Origin of the sequence: Methylobacterium sp. CB376, from assembly GCF_029714205.1 — a bacterium.
Taxonomy (GTDB): Bacteria; Pseudomonadota; Alphaproteobacteria; order Rhizobiales; family Beijerinckiaceae; genus Methylobacterium.
Map to the genome: position 1 here is coordinate 4,779,852 of NZ_CP121648.1, position 16,252 is coordinate 4,796,103.

General features: G+C 72.8%; 15 protein-coding genes. 11 read left to right on the top strand and 4 right to left on the bottom strand.

Annotated features, from left to right (window positions below; translation table 11 throughout):
- Positions 1-66 precede the first annotated feature (66 nt).
- On the top strand, positions 67-555 hold the full coding sequence (locus tag QA634_RS21850) for a GNAT family N-acetyltransferase (RefSeq protein ID WP_012334089.1): 489 nt from the start codon (positions 67-69) through the stop codon (positions 553-555).
- 113 nt (positions 556-668) lie between these two features.
- Here QA634_RS21850 and QA634_RS21855 read toward each other — a convergent pair whose 3' ends face one another.
- A complete protein-coding gene (locus QA634_RS21855) occupies positions 669-905 on the bottom strand; it encodes a hypothetical protein (RefSeq protein ID WP_012334090.1) in 237 nt (78 codons plus the stop codon).
- Between the two features lie 247 nt (positions 906-1,152).
- On the opposite strand from QA634_RS21855, the gene QA634_RS21860 reads away from it, so the two are divergent.
- Positions 1,153-1,821 (top strand): glutathione S-transferase N-terminal domain-containing protein, encoded by a 669-nt coding sequence (locus tag QA634_RS21860; RefSeq protein WP_012334091.1) that lies wholly within the window; start codon positions 1,153-1,155, stop codon positions 1,819-1,821.
- A 43-nt stretch (positions 1,822-1,864) separates the two neighbouring features.
- Here QA634_RS21860 and QA634_RS21865 read toward each other — a convergent pair whose 3' ends face one another.
- Positions 1,865-2,362 carry a DUF2147 domain-containing protein gene (locus QA634_RS21865; protein ID WP_012334092.1) on the bottom strand — a complete coding sequence of 166 codons (498 nt, stop codon included), beginning with the start codon at positions 2,360-2,362 and terminating at the stop codon, positions 1,865-1,867.
- A 273-nt stretch (positions 2,363-2,635) separates the two neighbouring features.
- On the opposite strand from QA634_RS21865, the gene ndk reads away from it, so the two are divergent.
- From ndk to QA634_RS21900, 7 genes are all read left to right on the top strand, one after another.
- Positions 2,636-3,058, top strand: a complete 423-nt coding sequence (gene ndk, locus QA634_RS21870) for a nucleoside-diphosphate kinase (protein ID WP_012334093.1) — start codon at positions 2,636-2,638, stop codon at positions 3,056-3,058.
- Positions 3,059-3,179: 121 nt separating this feature from the next.
- Positions 3,180-5,279 (top strand): molybdopterin oxidoreductase family protein, encoded by a 2,100-nt coding sequence (locus tag QA634_RS21875; protein ID WP_012334094.1) that lies wholly within the window; start codon positions 3,180-3,182, stop codon positions 5,277-5,279.
- A 153-nt stretch (positions 5,280-5,432) separates the two neighbouring features.
- Positions 5,433-5,789, top strand: a complete 357-nt coding sequence (locus QA634_RS21880; protein WP_012334095.1) for a hypothetical protein — start codon at positions 5,433-5,435, stop codon at positions 5,787-5,789.
- A 343-nt stretch (positions 5,790-6,132) separates the two neighbouring features.
- A complete protein-coding gene (locus tag QA634_RS21885; protein ID WP_012334096.1) occupies positions 6,133-7,116 on the top strand; it encodes an ArsR/SmtB family transcription factor in 984 nt (327 codons plus the stop codon).
- An 85-nt stretch (positions 7,117-7,201) separates the two neighbouring features.
- A complete protein-coding gene (metF, locus tag QA634_RS21890; RefSeq protein WP_012334097.1) occupies positions 7,202-8,122 on the top strand; it encodes a methylenetetrahydrofolate reductase [NAD(P)H] in 921 nt (306 codons plus the stop codon).
- A 202-nt stretch (positions 8,123-8,324) separates the two neighbouring features.
- The gene (metH, locus tag QA634_RS21895; protein WP_012334098.1) at positions 8,325-12,068 is read left to right on the top strand and encodes a methionine synthase; all 3,744 of its coding nucleotides are present in this window, start codon (positions 8,325-8,327) and stop codon (positions 12,066-12,068) included.
- Between the two features lie 125 nt (positions 12,069-12,193).
- Positions 12,194-12,607: a hypothetical protein gene (locus QA634_RS21900; protein WP_198292997.1), complete on the top strand. Its 414-nt coding sequence runs from the start codon at positions 12,194-12,196 to the stop codon at positions 12,605-12,607.
- A 53-nt stretch (positions 12,608-12,660) separates the two neighbouring features.
- Here QA634_RS21900 and QA634_RS21905 read toward each other — a convergent pair whose 3' ends face one another.
- Positions 12,661-12,873, bottom strand: a complete 213-nt coding sequence (locus QA634_RS21905) for a hypothetical protein (RefSeq protein ID WP_012334100.1) — start codon at positions 12,871-12,873, stop codon at positions 12,661-12,663.
- Between the two features lie 169 nt (positions 12,874-13,042).
- Between QA634_RS21905 and fae the strand changes: the two genes are divergently transcribed.
- Positions 13,043-13,588 carry a formaldehyde-activating enzyme gene (gene fae / locus QA634_RS21910; protein ID WP_012334101.1) on the top strand — a complete coding sequence of 182 codons (546 nt, stop codon included), beginning with the start codon at positions 13,043-13,045 and terminating at the stop codon, positions 13,586-13,588.
- 131 nt (positions 13,589-13,719) lie between these two features.
- Positions 13,720-14,754: a collagen-like protein gene (locus QA634_RS21915; protein ID WP_283026759.1), complete on the top strand. Its 1,035-nt coding sequence runs from the start codon at positions 13,720-13,722 to the stop codon at positions 14,752-14,754.
- Between the two features lie 109 nt (positions 14,755-14,863).
- On the opposite strand, the gene QA634_RS21920 is transcribed toward QA634_RS21915, so the two are convergent.
- Entirely contained in the window at positions 14,864-16,078 is a 1,215-nt protein-coding gene (locus QA634_RS21920; protein ID WP_012334103.1) for an NAD(P)/FAD-dependent oxidoreductase, read from the bottom strand.
- Positions 16,079-16,252: the final 174 nt, after the last annotated feature.

Genomic DNA, 16,252 nt, shown 5'->3' on the forward strand with positions numbered 1-16,252 from the left:
CGTGTATCAGGGTCGCACGGTCCCGGGCGATCCCCTCCCGGTGAGCTCCCGCAGGAGAGTCAGCTGATGCGCACACCCGAGATGTCCGCACCCGAGATGCCCGCCCTGGCCATCCGCGTCGCCGTCCCGGACGATCTCGAAGCGATCGTCCGCCTGCACGAGGCCGACGCGGTCGGCGGGCACGGGGATGCCTGGACGCCGGAGAACCGGCCCGCCTACGCGGCCGCCCTCGCGGCGATCGCGGCGAGTCCCGATTGCGACCTCTACGTGGTGCTGGAGGGCGGGGAGGTGGTCGGGAGCTTCCAGCTCTCCTTCCGGCAGGGGATCACGAGCCGCGGCGCCCGCCAGGCCGTGCTCGAGAGCGTCCAGGTCCGCGCCGACCGGCGCTCGCGGGGCGTCGGCGCCCGGATGGTGGAGGAGGCCGAGCGGCTCGCCCGCGCCGGCGGGGCGACCTCGCTGCAGCTCACCTCCAACAAGCGCCGGGTCGACGCGCACCGCTTCTACGAGCGCCTCGGCTACGCCCGCAGCCACGAGGGCTTCCGCAAGCCGCTCTGATCCGGGATCCGGTTGATCACAGCGGATCCCGGATCACCAGCCCGCGCGGCGCGTGAACGAAGCCCGCATCCGCCATCCCGAGGGGATCTGGCGGATTGGGTCTGAGCCGGCCTTCAGGCCTTCTGCTCCTTGAGGCGCTTCACGCATTTGCTGAAGTATTTCGGCCAGGTCGGGCCCTGCGCGGCCTTGTCGGCGGTGGACAAAGCCCGCCACTCGGCGCCGCACTTCTTCTGCCGCTCGCGGGCTGCCATGCCCTTCACGGTCGGCTCGGCCCTCTCCTGGGCGCGTGCCGGGAGGGGCGGCGCCAGCACTGCGGCGACGAGGGCTGCGAGGACGAGGCGGGAGCGCATGGAAGACCTCCGGTCGCCCCGCTGACGCTGGGGCAGGTTGCCGGCCCATCACTGCCACAGGCGTTCCCTCCGGCAAGGTGCCGCGCCCCGTCCGGTCCGCGACCGCGCCGAAAAAGTCCTTTGCGTCGCATTTTCGCCGCAGCCTCGCGCGCCCGAGCGACGTTTTCGCTTCACAGGCGCGGGCGCTCTCTGGTTAAGCTCGCCCGGCGAGAGACCCGATCCACGCCCGCGCGAGGGGACCGTCTGCATGTCGGCCGTCACGACTCCGCCGATCGACCTGTACTACTGGACGACGCCGAACGGCTGGAAAGCCTCGATCATGCTGGAGGAGTGCGGGCTGCCGTACCGCATGATCCCGGTGAACATCGGCAAGGGGGCGCAGCGCGCGCCCGAGTTTCTCAGCGTTTCGCCGAACGGCAAGATCCCGGTGATCGTCGATCACGACGGGCCCGGGTCCGCGCCGATCACGATCTACGAGTCGAACGCCATCCTGCAATACCTCGCCCGCAAGACCGGCCAGTTCTACCCGGAAGCCGAGCGGGAGCGTATCGCGGTCGATATCTGGCTGTTCTGGCAGGCGGCGAATTTCGGCCCGGTCCTCGGCCAGACTCACCATTTCCGCATCTACGCGCCGGAGAAGATCCCCTACGCCATCGAGCGCTACACCGCCGAGGCGGCCCGGCTCTACCGGGTCCTCGACGCGCAGCTCGCGGCGCACGCCTTCGTGGCGGGCGATGCCTACACGATCGCCGACATCGCGGTCGTCACCTGGGCGAAGCTCTGGGAACGCCAGGGCCTCGACATCGCGGATTACCCGCATGTCGGCCGCTGGCTCGACGCCGTGAAGGCGCGCCCGGCGGTCCTGCGCGGCTTCAAGCTCCGGGCCGAGCCGGAGAATGCCGCCGCGCCCGCCTGAGGCGCGGCGGCCCCGCGGCCCGGGTCAGGGCGTGACGGTTGGGTCAGGGCGTGACGGTCTTGGGCTTCGCGGCCGGCTTGGCGGGGGCGGCCTGCGCCACCTCGTCCGGGGCCTTGGTCCAGGTCTGCGAGCCGCACAGCACCTTGAGCAGGCAGCCCGAGATCGAGAGTTCCGAGGCGCTCTCGCGGGCGATCGTCACCTCGTAGAACTTGCCCTCCTCGGCGTTGTAGATCTGCCCCTTGTAGCCGGCCTCGTCGGGCTTGAGCCCCTCCATCAGCTGCAGGCCGATCACCGGCCGCTGCCGCTTCTTGGGATCGGGGTTCTTGATGTCGGTGCGCGGCTGGCCCTGGTCGTTGAGCGGGACCTTCAGCCAGACGACCGTGCCGCAGGCTTGGCTGCCGGCCGGGCCGCAGCGCTCGATCTTGATCTTCGCCCGGCCATCCTCCGTCAGCCACGTGCCGGAGGGATCGGTCCCCGCCTGCGCGGCGGTGCCGGCGAGGAGCAGGAACGCGGTGAGGGCGGGGGTCCGGACTGAACGCATGGACGAATCTCCCTTGCTCCGTCTCCGGGCCGCGCGGGCCCGCTCGGCGGATCATCACGTCGGGGCCCGGCGGCGGCCCGCCGGGCGTGGCCCAAAGGCCGCGATGGCCTCTAAAAACGCGGGGTTTCTGGCGTTTTTTCGACCACGTTGCGGCCGAGTCGCAGCAGCGCCGGCCCGGCTCGGCTTGAGGGCGAGTCGGCGCGCCGCTATAAGCCCGGCGCCGCGGGCGGCATCCGGCCGCTCCGCCCAGCCTTCCCTCCGACGGATCCTCCGATGGCCATCGAGCGCACCTTCTCCATCCTGAAGCCGGACGCCACCGCCCGGAATCTCACCGGCGCGATCAACGCGGTGATCGAGGAGGCGGGCCTGCGCATCGTCGCCCAGCGCCGCATCCGCATGTCGGAGGCCCAGGCCAAGACCTTCTACGAGGTCCATGCCGAGCGCCCGTTCTACGGCGAGCTCGTCTCCTTCATGACCTCGGGACCCGTCGTCGTGCAGGTGCTGGAGGGCGACAACGCCGTCGCCAAGTACCGCGAGGTGATGGGCGCCACCAACCCGGCCCAGGCGGCCGAGGGCACGATCCGCAAGCGCTTCGCCGTCTCGGTCGGCGAGAACTCGGTGCACGGCTCGGACAGCGCCGAGAACGCCGCGATCGAGATCGCGCAGTTCTTCACCGAAGCCGACATCGTCGGCTGAGATCCGCCGCGCGGGCCGGTCGGACGCGTCCCCGGGCGCCCGACCGGCCGGCGGTCCCACATCGGGTGCGCGCGGCCGGGGATCCCTCCCGGGCGGGCGCCCGCGGCACGGAGGCGGAGCGGTGACGGCGCAGGCGCGGATCGAGCGGCGGGCCTCCACCTGCCCGCATGATTGTCCCTCGGTCTGCGCCCTCGACGTCGAGGTGATCGACGGGGCCGCGATCGGGCGCGTGCGCGGCGCCGCGCGCCACTCCTACACGGCGGGCGTCGTCTGCGCGAAGGTCGCCCGCTACGCCGAGCGCGTCCATCACCCGGACCGGCTGACCCGGCCGATGATCCGGACCGGGCCCAAAGGGTCGGGGTCGTTCGCCCCGATCTCCTGGGACGAGGCCCTCGACCGCACCGCCGAGGCTTTCCTCGGGGCCGAGGCCGCGCACGGGCCGGAGGCCGTGTGGCCCTACTACTACGCGGGGACGATGGGGCTGGTGATGCGCGACGGCATCAACCGCCTGCGCCACGCCAAGGGCTACTCGGGCCAGCACTCGACCATCTGCACGACGCTCGCCTGGTCCGGCTTCGTGGCGGGCACGGGGCGGCTCGCCGGCTCGGACCCGCGCGAGATGGCCGAGAGCGACTGCATCGTGATCTGGGGCACCAACCCGGTGCACACCCAGGTCAACGTGATGACCCACGTCCAGGCGGCGCGCCGGAACCGCGGCGCGACGCTCGTGGTGGTCGACATCTACGACAACCCGACCATGCGGCAGGCCGACATGGCGCTGCTCGTACGGCCGGGCACGGACGCGGCGCTGGCCTGCGCGGTCATGCACGTGCTGTTCCGCGACGGCCACGCCGACCGCGACTACCTCGCCCGGTACACCGACTGCCCCGCCGCGCTGGAGGCGCATCTGCGCCCGCGCGGCCCGGACTGGGCGGCGGCGATCACCGGCCTCACGGTGGCCGAGATCGAGGCCTTCGCGCGGCTCGTCGGCGCGACGAAGCGCAGCTTCTTCCGGCTCGGCTACGGCTTCTCGCGCAGCCGCAACGGCGCCGTCTCCATGCACGCGGCCCTCAGCATCCCGGCGGTGACGGGGGCGTGGCAGCATCCGGGCGGCGGCGCCTTCCACTCGAACAGCGGCATCTACGGCCTCGACAAGACCCTGATCGAGGGGCTCGACGCCCGCGACCCGCGGGTCCGCGTGCTCGACCAGTCCCAGATCGGCCGGGTCCTGTGCGGCGACGCCGAGGCCCTGCGCGGCGGTCCTCCGGTGACCGCACTCCTCGTGCAGAACACCAACCCGGTCTCGGTCGCGCCCGAGCAGGAGGCGGTGAAGCGGGGCTTCGCCCGCGACGACCTCTTCGTCTGCGTGCACGAGCAGTTCCTGACCGAGACGGCCCGGATGGCCGACATCGTGCTGCCCGCGACCATGTTCCTGGAGCACGACGACCTCTACACCAGCGGCGGCCACCAGCACATCCAGCTCGGCCCCCGGCTGATCGCGCCGCCCGAGGGCTGCCGCTCGAACCACGAGGTGGTGGCGGCGCTGGCCGCGCGGGTCGGCGCCGCGCATCCGGGCTTCGCCCTGAGCCCGCGCGACCTCATCGACGCGACGCTGCGCGCCTCCGGCCGGGGCAGCCTCGCCGAACTCGAGGCGGCGGGCGGCATCCTCGACGCGCAGCCCCCCTTCGCCCGCGCCCATTACCTCGACGGGTTCGGCCATCCGGACGGCCGCTTCCGCTTCCGGCCGGACTGGGGCGCCGTGCCGATCGGCCATGACGGGCCGCGGGGCCCGGCGGCGGACCTGCCGGCCCTGCCCGACCACTGGGAGGCGCCGCTCAGGACGGCGACGCCGGCCCATCCGTTCCGGCTGGCCACGAGCCCGGCGCGCAACTTCCTGAACTCGACCTTCACGGAGACGCCGACCTCGCGCGCCAAGGAGCGCCATCCGACCGTGATGATCCATCCCGAGGACGCGGCCGCGCACGGGATCGGGGAGGGGACCTGGGTGCGGCTCTCGAACGAGCTCGGCGCGGTGACCCTGCGGGCGACGCTGTGTCCGGGGCTGCGGCGCGGCGTGCTGATCGCGGAATCGATCTGGCCGAACGACGCCTATCCGGACGGGCGCGGCATCAACACGCTCACGGGCGCCGACGCGCCGGCGCCCTTCGGCGGCGCGGCCTTCCACGACAACCACGTGGCGATCGCCCCCGTGGCGGGGTGAGGGCGCCCGCGGCCCGTCCGCGCGGCGGGGTCCGCCGGGAGCGGTCGGTGCGGGGCGGGCGCCCCTTTTCCGGCCGGTGTGGCGCCCGGGTCCTTGCACGGCAGGGATGATTCGGAGTCCAACGGTCAAGCTTTCGTTGACCGGATCACCACCATGCGCCTCCGCATCGCCCTCGCCGCCGGCCTCCTGGCCCTCGGCGCCTCCGCCGCCCTCGCGGGCGGCACCGCCGCTCCCCTCGAAGCCTACCAGCCCGATCCGGCTCTGCGCACGGCGCCCAAGACCGAGCTGGAGAGCCGCGTGCGCAACGCCTGCGCGGTCGTGCAGGCCCGCCTGCAGAACGCGGCCGAGACCGCGCTGGAGCGGCCCTGCGGCTGCTACGCCAGGGCCACGCTGCGCGCCCTCGACCCGGCCGAGCTCGAAGCCTACCGGAGTACGGGCTACTTCAACGAATCCGCCCGGGCCAAGGCGCTGAGCGCCCTCGACAGCTGCAAGCTGCCCCGCCCGATCTGATCCGGGATCCGCTTGATCGCAGCGGATCCCGGATCCCAAGCCTGCGCGGCGCCTGAGCGAAGCCCAAATCCGCCATCCCGAAGGGATCAAGCGGATTTGGTATGACACGCCCGCGCGGCGCCTGAGCGAAGCCGGCATCCGCATGGCCGAAATGGGAGATGCGAAGCCATCAACCGGATGGCGGATGACACCCCGCCTCGACCGGACCGTCGATCCTGAGCCCCTCTCCCGCCCCGCGGGGGAGGGGTTTTCGTTGCGACGGGGGCGATTCCGGCTTGCGCCGCGCTGTGAACGCACATAAAGATATCTTTATGTTTCGCTCGGAGCCGAGAGAACGCCGCCGATGATCCAGCCGCTCGCCTTCTCCGACGCTCTCGGCGTGCTGCGCGCCGCCGCGGAAGAGACGCGGCTGCGCATCATCGCGCTCCTGCGCGAGGGGGAGCTGACGGTCTCGGACCTCACCGACATCCTCGGCCAGTCGCAGCCGCGCATCTCGCGCCACCTCAAGCTGATGGTGGAGGCCGGGCTGGTCGAGCGGCACCGGGAGGGTGCCTGGGCCTTCTTCCGGCTGGTCGAGGGTGTTTCGGCCATGGTCGAGCCGCTGCTCGCCGCCGCGGACAGGACCCGGCCGCCGCTCTCCGAGGACCGCGCCCGCCTCGACGCCGTGCGGGCGCAGCGCGCCGAGGCGGCCCAGAGCTTCTTCGCCCGGCTCGCGCCGCAATGGGACAAGGTGCGCTCCCTCCACGTGCCCGAGGCGACGGTCGAGGCCGCGGTGCTCGACGTGCTCGGCCCGCGGCCGATCGGCAGCCTCCTCGACCTCGGCACCGGGACGGGGCGGATGCTCGCGCTGCTCGCGCCGCGGGCGACCCGCGCGACCGGGCTCGACGCCAACCACGCGATGCTGTCGGTCGCCCGCGCGAACCTGGAGCGGCAGGGCCTGGCGCGGGTCGACCTGCGCCAGGGCGACATCCACGCGCCGCCCTTCAGCCGCGGCAGCTTCGACCTCGTGCTGATCCACCAGGTGCTGCACTACCTGGACGACCCGGCCCGCGCCCTGCGCGAGGCGGCCCGCCTCGTCGCCCCGGGCGGCCGGCTCCTGGTGGTGGATTTCGCCCCCCACGACCTCGAATTCCTGCGCGAGACGCAGGCCCATCGCCGCCTCGGCTTCGCGGCCGAGCAGGTCGCGCACTGGCTCACCGAGGCGTCGCTCGACGACGTCACCCTGCGCGAATTGCCGCCGAGCAGCGAGGCGGGCCACCGCCTCACCGTCACGCTCTGGCTCGCCCACAACCCCGCGGCGGCGATCCCCACCCGCGAGGTCGCCTGATGGTTCCCCCGACCCTCACCCCCACGCGGCCCGTGCGCGGCACGGTGTGCGTCCACCCATTCGCCTGAGAGAACCGAGGTCTCCGATGGTCTCCACCGCCTTCCGTCCGAGCCGCGAGAGCCGCCGCCCCATCCGGGTCTCCTTCGAGTTCTTCCCGCCCAAGACGACCGAGATGGAGGAGACCCTGTGGTCCTCCATCGAGCGCCTCGCGCCGCTGCAGCCCAACTTCGTCTCGGTGACCTACGGGGCCGGCGGCTCGACCCGCGAGCGCACCCACAATACGGTCGCGCGGCTGGTGCGCGAGACCAGCCTGAAGCCCGCCGCCCACCTGACCTGCGTGGCCGCCACGCAGGAGGAGGTGGACGAGGTCGTGCGCTCCTACTGGGACGCGGGCGTGCGCCACATCGTGGCCCTGCGCGGGGATCCGGCCGAGGGCGTCGGCACGGCCTATCGCGCGCATCCGGGCGGCTATGCCCGCTCCTGCGACCTCGTCGCCGGCATCAAGCGCATCGGTGACTTCCAGGTCTCGGTCTCGGCCTATCCGGAGCGCCACCCGGAGGCGCCCTCCCTCGACGCCGACATCGACGCGCTCAAGGCCAAGGTCGACAACGGCGCCGACCGCGCCATCACCCAGTTCTTCTTCGATAACGACCTCTTCTTCCGCTACCTCGACCGGGTGCAGGCGCGCGGGATCGACATTCCGATCATCCCGGGCATCCTGCCGGTGCAGAACTTCAAGCAGGCCGCGAGCTTCGCCAAGCGCACCGGCGCCTCGGTGCCGGAATGGCTGGCCGCGCGCTTCGAGGGCCTCGAGGACGATGTCGGCACCCGCAAGCTGGTGGCGGCGGCGGTGGCGGCCGAGCAGGTGCTTGACCTCGTCGACCGCGGCGTCACGGACTTCCACTTCTACACGATGAACCGCGCCGACCTCGTCTACGCGATCTGCCACCTGCTCGGCCTGCGCGCCCTGCCGAGCGCGCCGGTCGCCGAGAAGGCGGCGGCGTGAGCGGGTCCCGGCCGGGCACTCGGCCGGGGCCGCCCCGCACGACGCGGCCGCGCCGCCCAGGGCGCGGGGCCGGCGCGGCCGGAGCGCCAATCGAGGCGATCGAGGCGCCGCGCGCCGCGCGCACGGCCCCGGTCGCCGCGCCTGACCCCATCCTTCCCAGCGGGCCGGCCTCGCGCCGGTCCAGATTCCGGACCCTTGCCCGATGACCGATCTCCGCCCCGCCGACGGCGCCAACGTCCTCGCCACCCTGCGCAAGCGCGCCGCCGAGAGGATCCTCGTCCTCGACGGCGCCATGGGGACCATGATCCAGCGCCTCAAGCTCGGCGAGGCGGATTTCCGCGGCAAGCGCTTCCTCGACCACGCGCACGATCAGAGGGGCAACAACGACCTTCTGATCCTGACCCAGCCCGAGGCGATCCGGCAGATCCACCTCGACTACTTCCTGGCCGGCGCGGACGTGGTCGAGACCAACACCTTCTCGGGCACCGCGATCGCCCAGGCCGATTACGGCATGGAGGCGATCGTCCGCGAACTCAACCGCGAGGGCGCGCGGCTCGCCCGCGAGGCGGCGGTCGAGGCCGAGCGCCGCGACGGGCGGCGCCGCTTCGTGGCCGGGGCGATCGGTCCGACGAACCGCACGCTCTCGATCTCGCCCGACGTGAACAATCCGGGCTACCGCTCCGTCACGTTCGACCAGGTCCGCGACGCCTACGCCGAGCAGGTGCGCGGGCTGATCGAGGGCGGCTCGGACCTCGTCCTGATCGAGACGATCTTCGACACGCTGAACGCCAAGGCGGCGATCGCGGCGACCTGGCAGGTCTTCGGCGAGATGGGCGTGCGCCTGCCGATCATGATCTCGGGCACGATCACCGACCTGTCGGGCCGCACGCTCTCGGGCCAGACCCCGAGCGCCTTCTGGCACTCGCTGCGCCACGCCGAGCCGCTGACCTTCGGGCTCAACTGCGCGCTCGGCGCCCGCGAGATGCGCGCCCACATCAGCGAACTCTCCCGGGTCTGCGACACGCTGGTCTGCGCCTACCCGAATGCCGGCCTGCCGAACGAGTTCGGCCTCTACGACGAGAGCCCGGAGGCGATGGGCGCCCTCGTCGGCGAGTTCGCGGGAAGCGGCCTCGTCAACATGGTGGGCGGCTGCTGCGGCACGACGCCGGACCACATCCGCGCCATCGCCGAGGCGGTGGCCGGCAAGGCGCCCCGGCGCGTGCCGGAGGTGCCGCGGCTGATGCGGCTCTCGGGCCTCGAACCCTTCACGCTGACGAAGGAGATCCCCTTCGTGAACGTCGGCGAGCGCACGAACGTCACCGGCTCGGCCAAGTTCCGCAAGCTCGTCACCAGCGGCGACTACGCGGCCGCCCTCGACGTCGCCCGCGACCAGGTCGCGGCCGGCGCTCAGGTCATCGACGTCAACATGGACGAGGGCCTGCTCGATTCGCGCGCCGCGATGGTCGAGTTCCTGAACCTGGTCGCGGCCGAGCCCGACATCGCCCGCGTGCCCGTGATGGTCGATTCCTCGAAGTTCGAGGTGATCGAGGCCGGCCTGAAATGCATTCAGGGCAAGCCGATCGTGAACTCGATCTCGCTCAAGGAGGGCAAGGAGAAGTTCCTCACCGAGGCGCGGATCTGCCGCGCCTACGGCGCCGCCGTGGTGGTGATGGCCTTCGACGAGCAGGGCCAGGCCGACACGCTGGAGCGCAAGGTGGCGATCTGCACCCGCGCCTACCGGATCCTGACCGAGGAGGTCGGCTTCCCGCCCGAGGACATCATCTTCGACCCGAACATCTTCGCGGTCGCGACCGGCATCGAGGAGCATGACGGCTACGGCGTCGCCTTCATCGAGGCGGCCCGGCAGATCCGCGAGACCCTGCCCCACGCCCATATCTCGGGCGGGGTCTCGAACCTCTCCTTCGCGTTCCGCGGCAACGAGCCGGTGCGCGAGGCCATGCACGCGGTGTTCCTCTATCACGCCATCCGCGCCGGCATGGACATGGGCATCGTCAATGCGGGCCAGCTCGCGGTCTACGACGAGCTCGACCCGGAGCTGCGCGACCTCTGCGAGGACGTCGTCCTCAACCGCCGCCCCGACGCGACCGAGCGCCTCCTCGAGCAGGCGGCGAAGTTCAAGGGCGGCGGCGCCCAGCTGCGCACGGCCGACCTCGCTTGGCGCGAGGCGCCGGTCGAGAAGCGGCTGGAGCACGCCCTCGTCAACGGCATCACCGAGTACATCGAGGCCGACACCGAGGAGGCGCGCCGCACCGCGACCCGCCCCCTCGACGTGATCGAGGGCCCGCTGATGGCCGGCATGAACGTGGTCGGCGACCTCTTCGGCTCCGGCAAGATGTTCCTGCCCCAGGTGGTGAAGTCGGCCCGCGTCATGAAGCAGGCCGTCGCCTACCTGATGCCCTTCATGGAGGAGGAGAAGCGGGCGAATGGCGGCACCGGGCGCCAGGCCGCCGGCAAGGTGCTGATGGCCACCGTGAAGGGCGACGTCCACGACATCGGCAAGAACATCGTCGGGGTCGTGCTCGCCTGCAACAACTACGAGATCATCGATCTCGGGGTGATGGTGCCGGCGGCCAAGATCCTCGACACGGCCCGCAAGGAGAAGGTCGACATCGTCGGCCTCTCGGGCCTGATCACGCCCTCGCTCGACGAGATGGTCCACGTCGCCTCCGAGATGGAGCGCGAGGGGTTCGAGGTGCCGCTGCTGATCGGCGGGGCCACGACGAGCCGCGTGCACACGGCGGTGAAGATCCACCCGGCCTACGCCAAGGGCCAGGCGGTCTACGTGACCGACGCGAGCCGCGCGGTCGGCGTGGTCTCGAGCCTGCTCTCGCCCGAGACGAAGGCCGCGACGATCGAGGGCGTGCGGGCGGAGTACAAGCGCGTCGCCGAGGCGCATGCCAGGTCCGAGGCCGACAAGCAGCGCCTGCCGCTGGCCAAGGCCCGCGCCAACCCGTTCCGGGCCGAGTTCTCGACCTATCGCCCGGCGAAGCCCAGCTTCACGGGCACCCGCGTCTTCCGCTCCTACGACGTGGCCGAGCTCGTCCCCTACATCGACTGGACGCCCTTCCTGCAGACCTACGAGTTCAAGGGCCGCTTCCCGGCGCTCCTGGACGACCCGGTCCAGGGCCCGGCGGCGCGCGCCCTGTTCGACGACGCGCAGGCGATGCTGGCGCGGATCGTCGAGGAGCGCTGGTTCAACCCGAAGGCGGTGATCGGCTTCTGGCCGGCGAACGCGGTCGGCGACGACATCCGCCTGTTCACGGGCGAGAGCCGCACCGACAGGCTCGCCACCTTCCACGGCCTGCGCCAGCAGCTCTCGAAGCGCGACGGGCGTCCCAATACCTGCCTGTCGGACTTCGTCGCCCCGCTCGACTCCGGCGTTCCGGACTACGTCGGCGGCTTCGTGGTCACGGCGGGTCTGGAGGAGGTGCGCATCGCCGAGCGCTTCGAGCGGCAGAACGACGATTACCGCTCGATCCTGGTCAAGGCTCTCGCCGACCGCATCGCCGAGGCCTTCGCCGAGCGGATGCACGAGCGGGTGCGCAAGGAGTTCTGGGGCTACGCGGCCGACGAGACTTTCGCGCCCGCCGACCTCGTCTTGGAGGAGTACCAGGGCATCCGCCCCGCGCCGGGCTACCCGGCCCAGCCCGACCACACCGAGAAGGCGACGCTGTTCGACCTCCTCCAGGCCGAGCCGCGGATCGGCGTGAAGCTCACCGAATCCTACGCCATGTGGCCGGGCTCCTCGGTCTCGGGCCTCTACCTCGCGCATCCCGGGGCGCATTACTTCGGGGTCGCCAAGGTCGAGCGCGACCAGGTCGAGGATTACGCCGCCCGCAAGGGCATGGACGTGGCTGAGGTGGAGCGCTGGCTCGGGCCGATCCTCAACTACGACCCGCGGCGGCACCTCGCGGCGGCGGAGTAATCCGCCGGGCGGCGGCTCATTCCGCCGCGGGGCGGAATGAGCCGCGGCGTGTCGCGCGGCGGAGCTTGACCGATCGCCTCGCCCCGGCCCAAAGCTGGGGCGGGCGCGGGTGCGGAAGGTTGGCGATGCGGACAGGTCTGTGGGTGGTCGCGAGCCTCGCCGTCCTCGCCTCTTCCGGCTGCGTGGAATTCGGCTACGTCTCGCAGACCTACGCGAGCCTGAGGCCGCAGGTCGTGACGATCGGCTGCAACGACCCCTACGAGGTGTTCGACGAGCGGCAGACGCGCCGGATGCTGATCGTCTCGAACGGCCTGCGCGAGGTCGCCGGTTGCGGCCTCGACGGGGCCGACCCGGCCCTGACGCGCCGCAAGCGCTTCAGGGACGCGGCCGTGACCTACCTGAGCGAGACGGACCGCGAGACCTGCCGGATCACCGCCGAGACGGTGTTCGACGACCTGCGCACCGAGTTCGCCTATGCCTGCGCGGAGCCGGTCGAGAAGCCGGGCACCAAGGTGAGGCGGCTTCCGGGGCGGACCTGAGGAGACACGCGCGGTGGGACGGCGCTGACACCCCGGCGCATGCGCGGGGCGCCTCAGCCCTGGCCGGTCGGCTTCGGATGCGGGAAGGTGCGCTCGGCCGCGTCGCCCGCCGCGGCCAGCAGCGCCCGGGCGAAGCGCCGCGCCTCGCCCCGATCCAGCGCGATCACCGCCGTCACCGGCTCGCCGCCGAGTTCGGACAGGCCGAACTCAACCTGCACGCCCGCTTCCGTCGGCGTCACCCGCAGGGTCCAGTCGCGTTCGCTCATCACGGCGCATTCCAGGACGGGACGCTCCCGCCGCGAATCAGCCTATAGACCATTTTCCGCCGCCCGCGACCTGTCCGACTGCGCAGGGGCGGTTGACCCGCGCCCGCCGCGCGTGGTGGGTGCCCCCCGTCAGGCGGGGCGCCCTCCGTCCCGCGCGCAGGATGAAGCGATGAGCGAGATTCTCTTCCGCACCGGGGAGGCCACCGTGCTGGCCGCCGAGGGCCAGTTCACCGACGCCATGCCGGAGGTGCTGATCGGATCGGTGCGCGGCCCGGTCGGGACCGCCTTCGCGTCGATGATGGGGCAGGTCCAGGGCCACACCCGGATGTTCGTGGTGCGCGACCTCAACCAGCTCGTCCGCCCGGCCACCATGATGACCACCAAGGCGACGATCCAATCCGCCGACTACGTCGAGCTCCTCGGCGGCGTGGTCCAGGCCGCCACCGGCGACGCCATCGTCGATTGCGTGATCGAGGGCATCCTGCCGAAGCAGGGCCTGGACGAGCTGTGCATGATCATCATGATCTGGCTCGATCCGCGCTGCGCCGACGATGCGAATCTCGACCGCAAGGACCTCTACCGGACCAATTACGAGGCGACGAAGCTCGCGATCGCCCGCGCCCTCAAGGGCGAACCGACGATCGAGGAACTGATCGCCAACCGGAAGACCGTGAAGCACTACGCCCTGGAGGACGTGATCGACTACGAGGCGTGACCGCGCGATCACGCAGGGCGGGAACGCTGTGTCCGGCCGAGCGTGGCGGTTGACCCCCGGCGGCCGCGCCCCAAGGTGCGCGCCGCCTGCAGGGCCGACTCTCCGGCCCATCGCGCCGACCGAGGCATCCGATGCGTCTCCGCCGTGCCGTCCTGGTCCTGTCCACGCTCGTCCTGATCGGATCGGGGCCGGCCTTCGCCCAGGGCGAGGCCGCCCCTGCCCCCGCCGCGCCGAAACCCGAGGCGCCGCGGGGAGCGGCCCGAAAGCCCGCCTCCTCGGCGATCCAGATCTGGGACGCGCGGATCGAGGGCGGCGACCTGCGCATCTCCGGCAATGTCGGCAAGGCGGGCGTGACCGTCTCGCTCGACGACGAGGTCGCGGTCCAGAGCGACCGGCGCGGCCGCTTCGCGATCAAGGTCCCGTACGTTCCGCAGACCTGCGTGGCGACCCTGACGGCGGGCGAGGAGTCGCGCGAGGTCGCGGTGGCGAATTGCGCCCCGCAGGGCCAGCCCGGCCCCGCCGGCCAGCCCGGGCCGACCGGCCCGCAGGGCGTGGCCGGCCTGCCCGGCCCGAAGGGCGACCCAGGCCCGCAGGGACCGGCGGGTCCCAAGGGGGAGCCCGGGCCCAAGGGGGAGCCCGGGCCCAAGGGGGAGCCCGGGCCCAAGGGGGAGCCCGGGCCCAAGGGTGAGCCCGGGCCCAAGGGTGAGCCCGGGCCCAAGGGTGAGCCCGGACCCAAGGGGGAGCCGGGCCCGCGCGGAGAGGCCGGACCTCAGGGCGCGCTGGGGCCCAAGGGCGAAGCTGGATCAAGGGGCGAACCCGGACCAAGGGGCGAACCCGGCCCGAAGGGAGAGGCGGGGCTGGCTGGCGCGCCCGGCCCGAAGGGCGAGGCCGGTCCGCGCGGACCGCAGGGCGAGCGCGGACCCCCGGGCGCGCCCGGCGCGGCGGCCCCCGGCGCCGCGGCGACGGCGCTGCCGATGCGGGTCCTGCGCAGCGAGACCTGCGCCACCGGCTCCTGCGAACTCGCCTGCGAGGGCGGCGAGACGCTGCTCTCGGCCTATTGCGTGCGGGCCGGCGCGCCGACCTTCACGCGGCGGGAGGGCGGGCAGGCCGCGGCCTTCTGCCCGTCCGAGAGCGCCGGCATCGTCGCGGTCTGCGCGAAGCTCTGAGACGACATCCGACGGATTGCTTCGCCTTGCGGATGTCGGCGTCGCTCAGGCGCCGCGCGGGCTTGTGACGCTGTCCGGACGCGATCGTCCGGACAGCCCATGAGCCGGATCAGCGGCGCGCCAGCCAGGCCAGAACGCCCTCGGCGGCGGCCCGGCCGGTGGCGAAGCTCGCCTGCAGCAGGTAGCCGCCGGTCGGCGCCTCCCAGTCGAGCATCTCGCCCGCCAGGAAGGTCCCCGGCCGGCCCGTCAGCATGAAGCGCGCGTCGATCGCCCCGAGGGCGACGCCGCCCGCCGACGAGATCGCCCGGGCCAGGGGCTGGAGCCCGGTCAGGGTCAGCGGCGCGGCCTTGACCAGCCGGGCGAGCGCGTCGGGCGCGGCCGGCAGGTCGCGGCCGGCGGCCTCCCGCAGCAGGCCCGCCGCGACCGGGCTCAGCGACCCCGCCTTGCGCAGGGTCGTGGCGCGCGACTGCCCGGGGCGGGCGGAGGCGAGCCTGCGGGCGAGGAGGTCGGCCTCGAGGTCCGGCCGCAGGTCGACGGTGAGGCGCGCGGCGCCCGTCGCCAGGATCGCCTCGCGCAGCGCGCGCGACAGCGCGTAGACCGCGCCGCCCTCGATCCCCTCCGCGGTGACGACGGCCTCGCCGCGCACCCGCTGCCCGCCCGCGCTCAGCGCGATCCGCTTGAGCGGCGCGCCGGCGAAGCGGGACGCGAAGGGCTCCGACCATTCCACCCGGAACCCCGCATTGGCCGGGCGCAGCGGCGCGACCGGGATGCCGGCCTCCCGCAGCAGCGGCACCCAGCTCCCGTCCGAGCCGAGGCGCGGCCAGCTCCCGCCGCCGAGGGCGAGCAGCGTCGCGTCGGCGGCGAGGATGGCCTCGCCCTCGGGCCCGGCGAGACGCAGCCCGCCATGCGGGGCGAAGCCGATCCAGCGCGTGCGCGTGCGCAGCGCGACGCCCGAAGCCGCGAGCCGCGCGAGCCAGGCCCGCAGCAGCGGCGAGGCCTTGAAGGCGGTCGGGAAGACGCGCCCGCTCGATCCCACGAAGGTCGGCTGGCCGAGTTCCTCGCACCACGCCCGGAGGGCGTCGGGCGGGAAGGCGCGGATCGCCGCCGCGACCGCGCCGCCGGCCGGGTGGTAGCGGGCGAGGAACTCCTCCAGCGGTTCGCTGTGGGTGAGGTTGAGCCCCCCGCGCCCGGCGATCAGGAGCTTGCGGGCGGGCGAGGGCATCCGCTCGATCACCGTCACGGCGCACCCCGCCCGCGCCAGGGTCTCTGCCGCGAACAGGCCCGCCGGCCCCGCCCCGATCACCGCCACGCGCGCATCCGTCATGGCCGGACCAGAGCGCCGCCGCGGCGCCCTCTGTCAACCGCCCGCCCTTGATCCGCCGGCCCGCGCGACTTAAGTGCAAAGCATCGGCTGCGGGCCCCTCTGGCGAGCCGCGCTTCTGAGCGCCTCGTGATGTCGGAGCCGATGCTTTCTCCCGTAAGCATCCATGGTCCCGCG

What these genes read in the sequence shown, in the direction of transcription:
- QA634_RS21915 (WP_283026759.1), top strand. Translation starts at nt 13,720, where the DNA reads ATGCGTCTCCGCCGTGCCGTCCTGGTCCTGTCCACGCTCGTCCTGATC.
- QA634_RS21885 (WP_012334096.1), top strand. Translation starts at nt 6,133, where the DNA reads ATGATCCAGCCGCTCGCCTTCTCCGACGCTCTCGGCGTGCTGCGCGCC.
- fae (WP_012334101.1), top strand. Translation starts at nt 13,043, where the DNA reads ATGAGCGAGATTCTCTTCCGCACCGGGGAGGCCACCGTGCTGGCCGCC.
- QA634_RS21905 (WP_012334100.1), bottom strand. Translation starts at nt 12,873, where the DNA reads ATGAGCGAACGCGACTGGACCCTGCGGGTGACGCCGACGGAAGCGGGC.
- QA634_RS21850 (WP_012334089.1), top strand. Translation starts at nt 67, where the DNA reads ATGCGCACACCCGAGATGTCCGCACCCGAGATGCCCGCCCTGGCCATC.
- QA634_RS21920 (WP_012334103.1), bottom strand. Translation starts at nt 16,078, where the DNA reads ATGACGGATGCGCGCGTGGCGGTGATCGGGGCGGGGCCGGCGGGCCTG.
- metF (WP_012334097.1), top strand. Translation starts at nt 7,202, where the DNA reads ATGGTCTCCACCGCCTTCCGTCCGAGCCGCGAGAGCCGCCGCCCCATC.
- QA634_RS21880 (WP_012334095.1), top strand. Translation starts at nt 5,433, where the DNA reads ATGCGCCTCCGCATCGCCCTCGCCGCCGGCCTCCTGGCCCTCGGCGCC.
- metH (WP_012334098.1), top strand. Translation starts at nt 8,325, where the DNA reads ATGACCGATCTCCGCCCCGCCGACGGCGCCAACGTCCTCGCCACCCTG.
- QA634_RS21900 (WP_198292997.1), top strand. Translation starts at nt 12,194, where the DNA reads ATGCGGACAGGTCTGTGGGTGGTCGCGAGCCTCGCCGTCCTCGCCTCT.
- QA634_RS21855 (WP_012334090.1), bottom strand. Translation starts at nt 905, where the DNA reads ATGCGCTCCCGCCTCGTCCTCGCAGCCCTCGTCGCCGCAGTGCTGGCG.
- ndk (WP_012334093.1), top strand. Translation starts at nt 2,636, where the DNA reads ATGGCCATCGAGCGCACCTTCTCCATCCTGAAGCCGGACGCCACCGCC.
- QA634_RS21860 (WP_012334091.1), top strand. Translation starts at nt 1,153, where the DNA reads ATGTCGGCCGTCACGACTCCGCCGATCGACCTGTACTACTGGACGACG.
- QA634_RS21865 (WP_012334092.1), bottom strand. Translation starts at nt 2,362, where the DNA reads ATGCGTTCAGTCCGGACCCCCGCCCTCACCGCGTTCCTGCTCCTCGCC.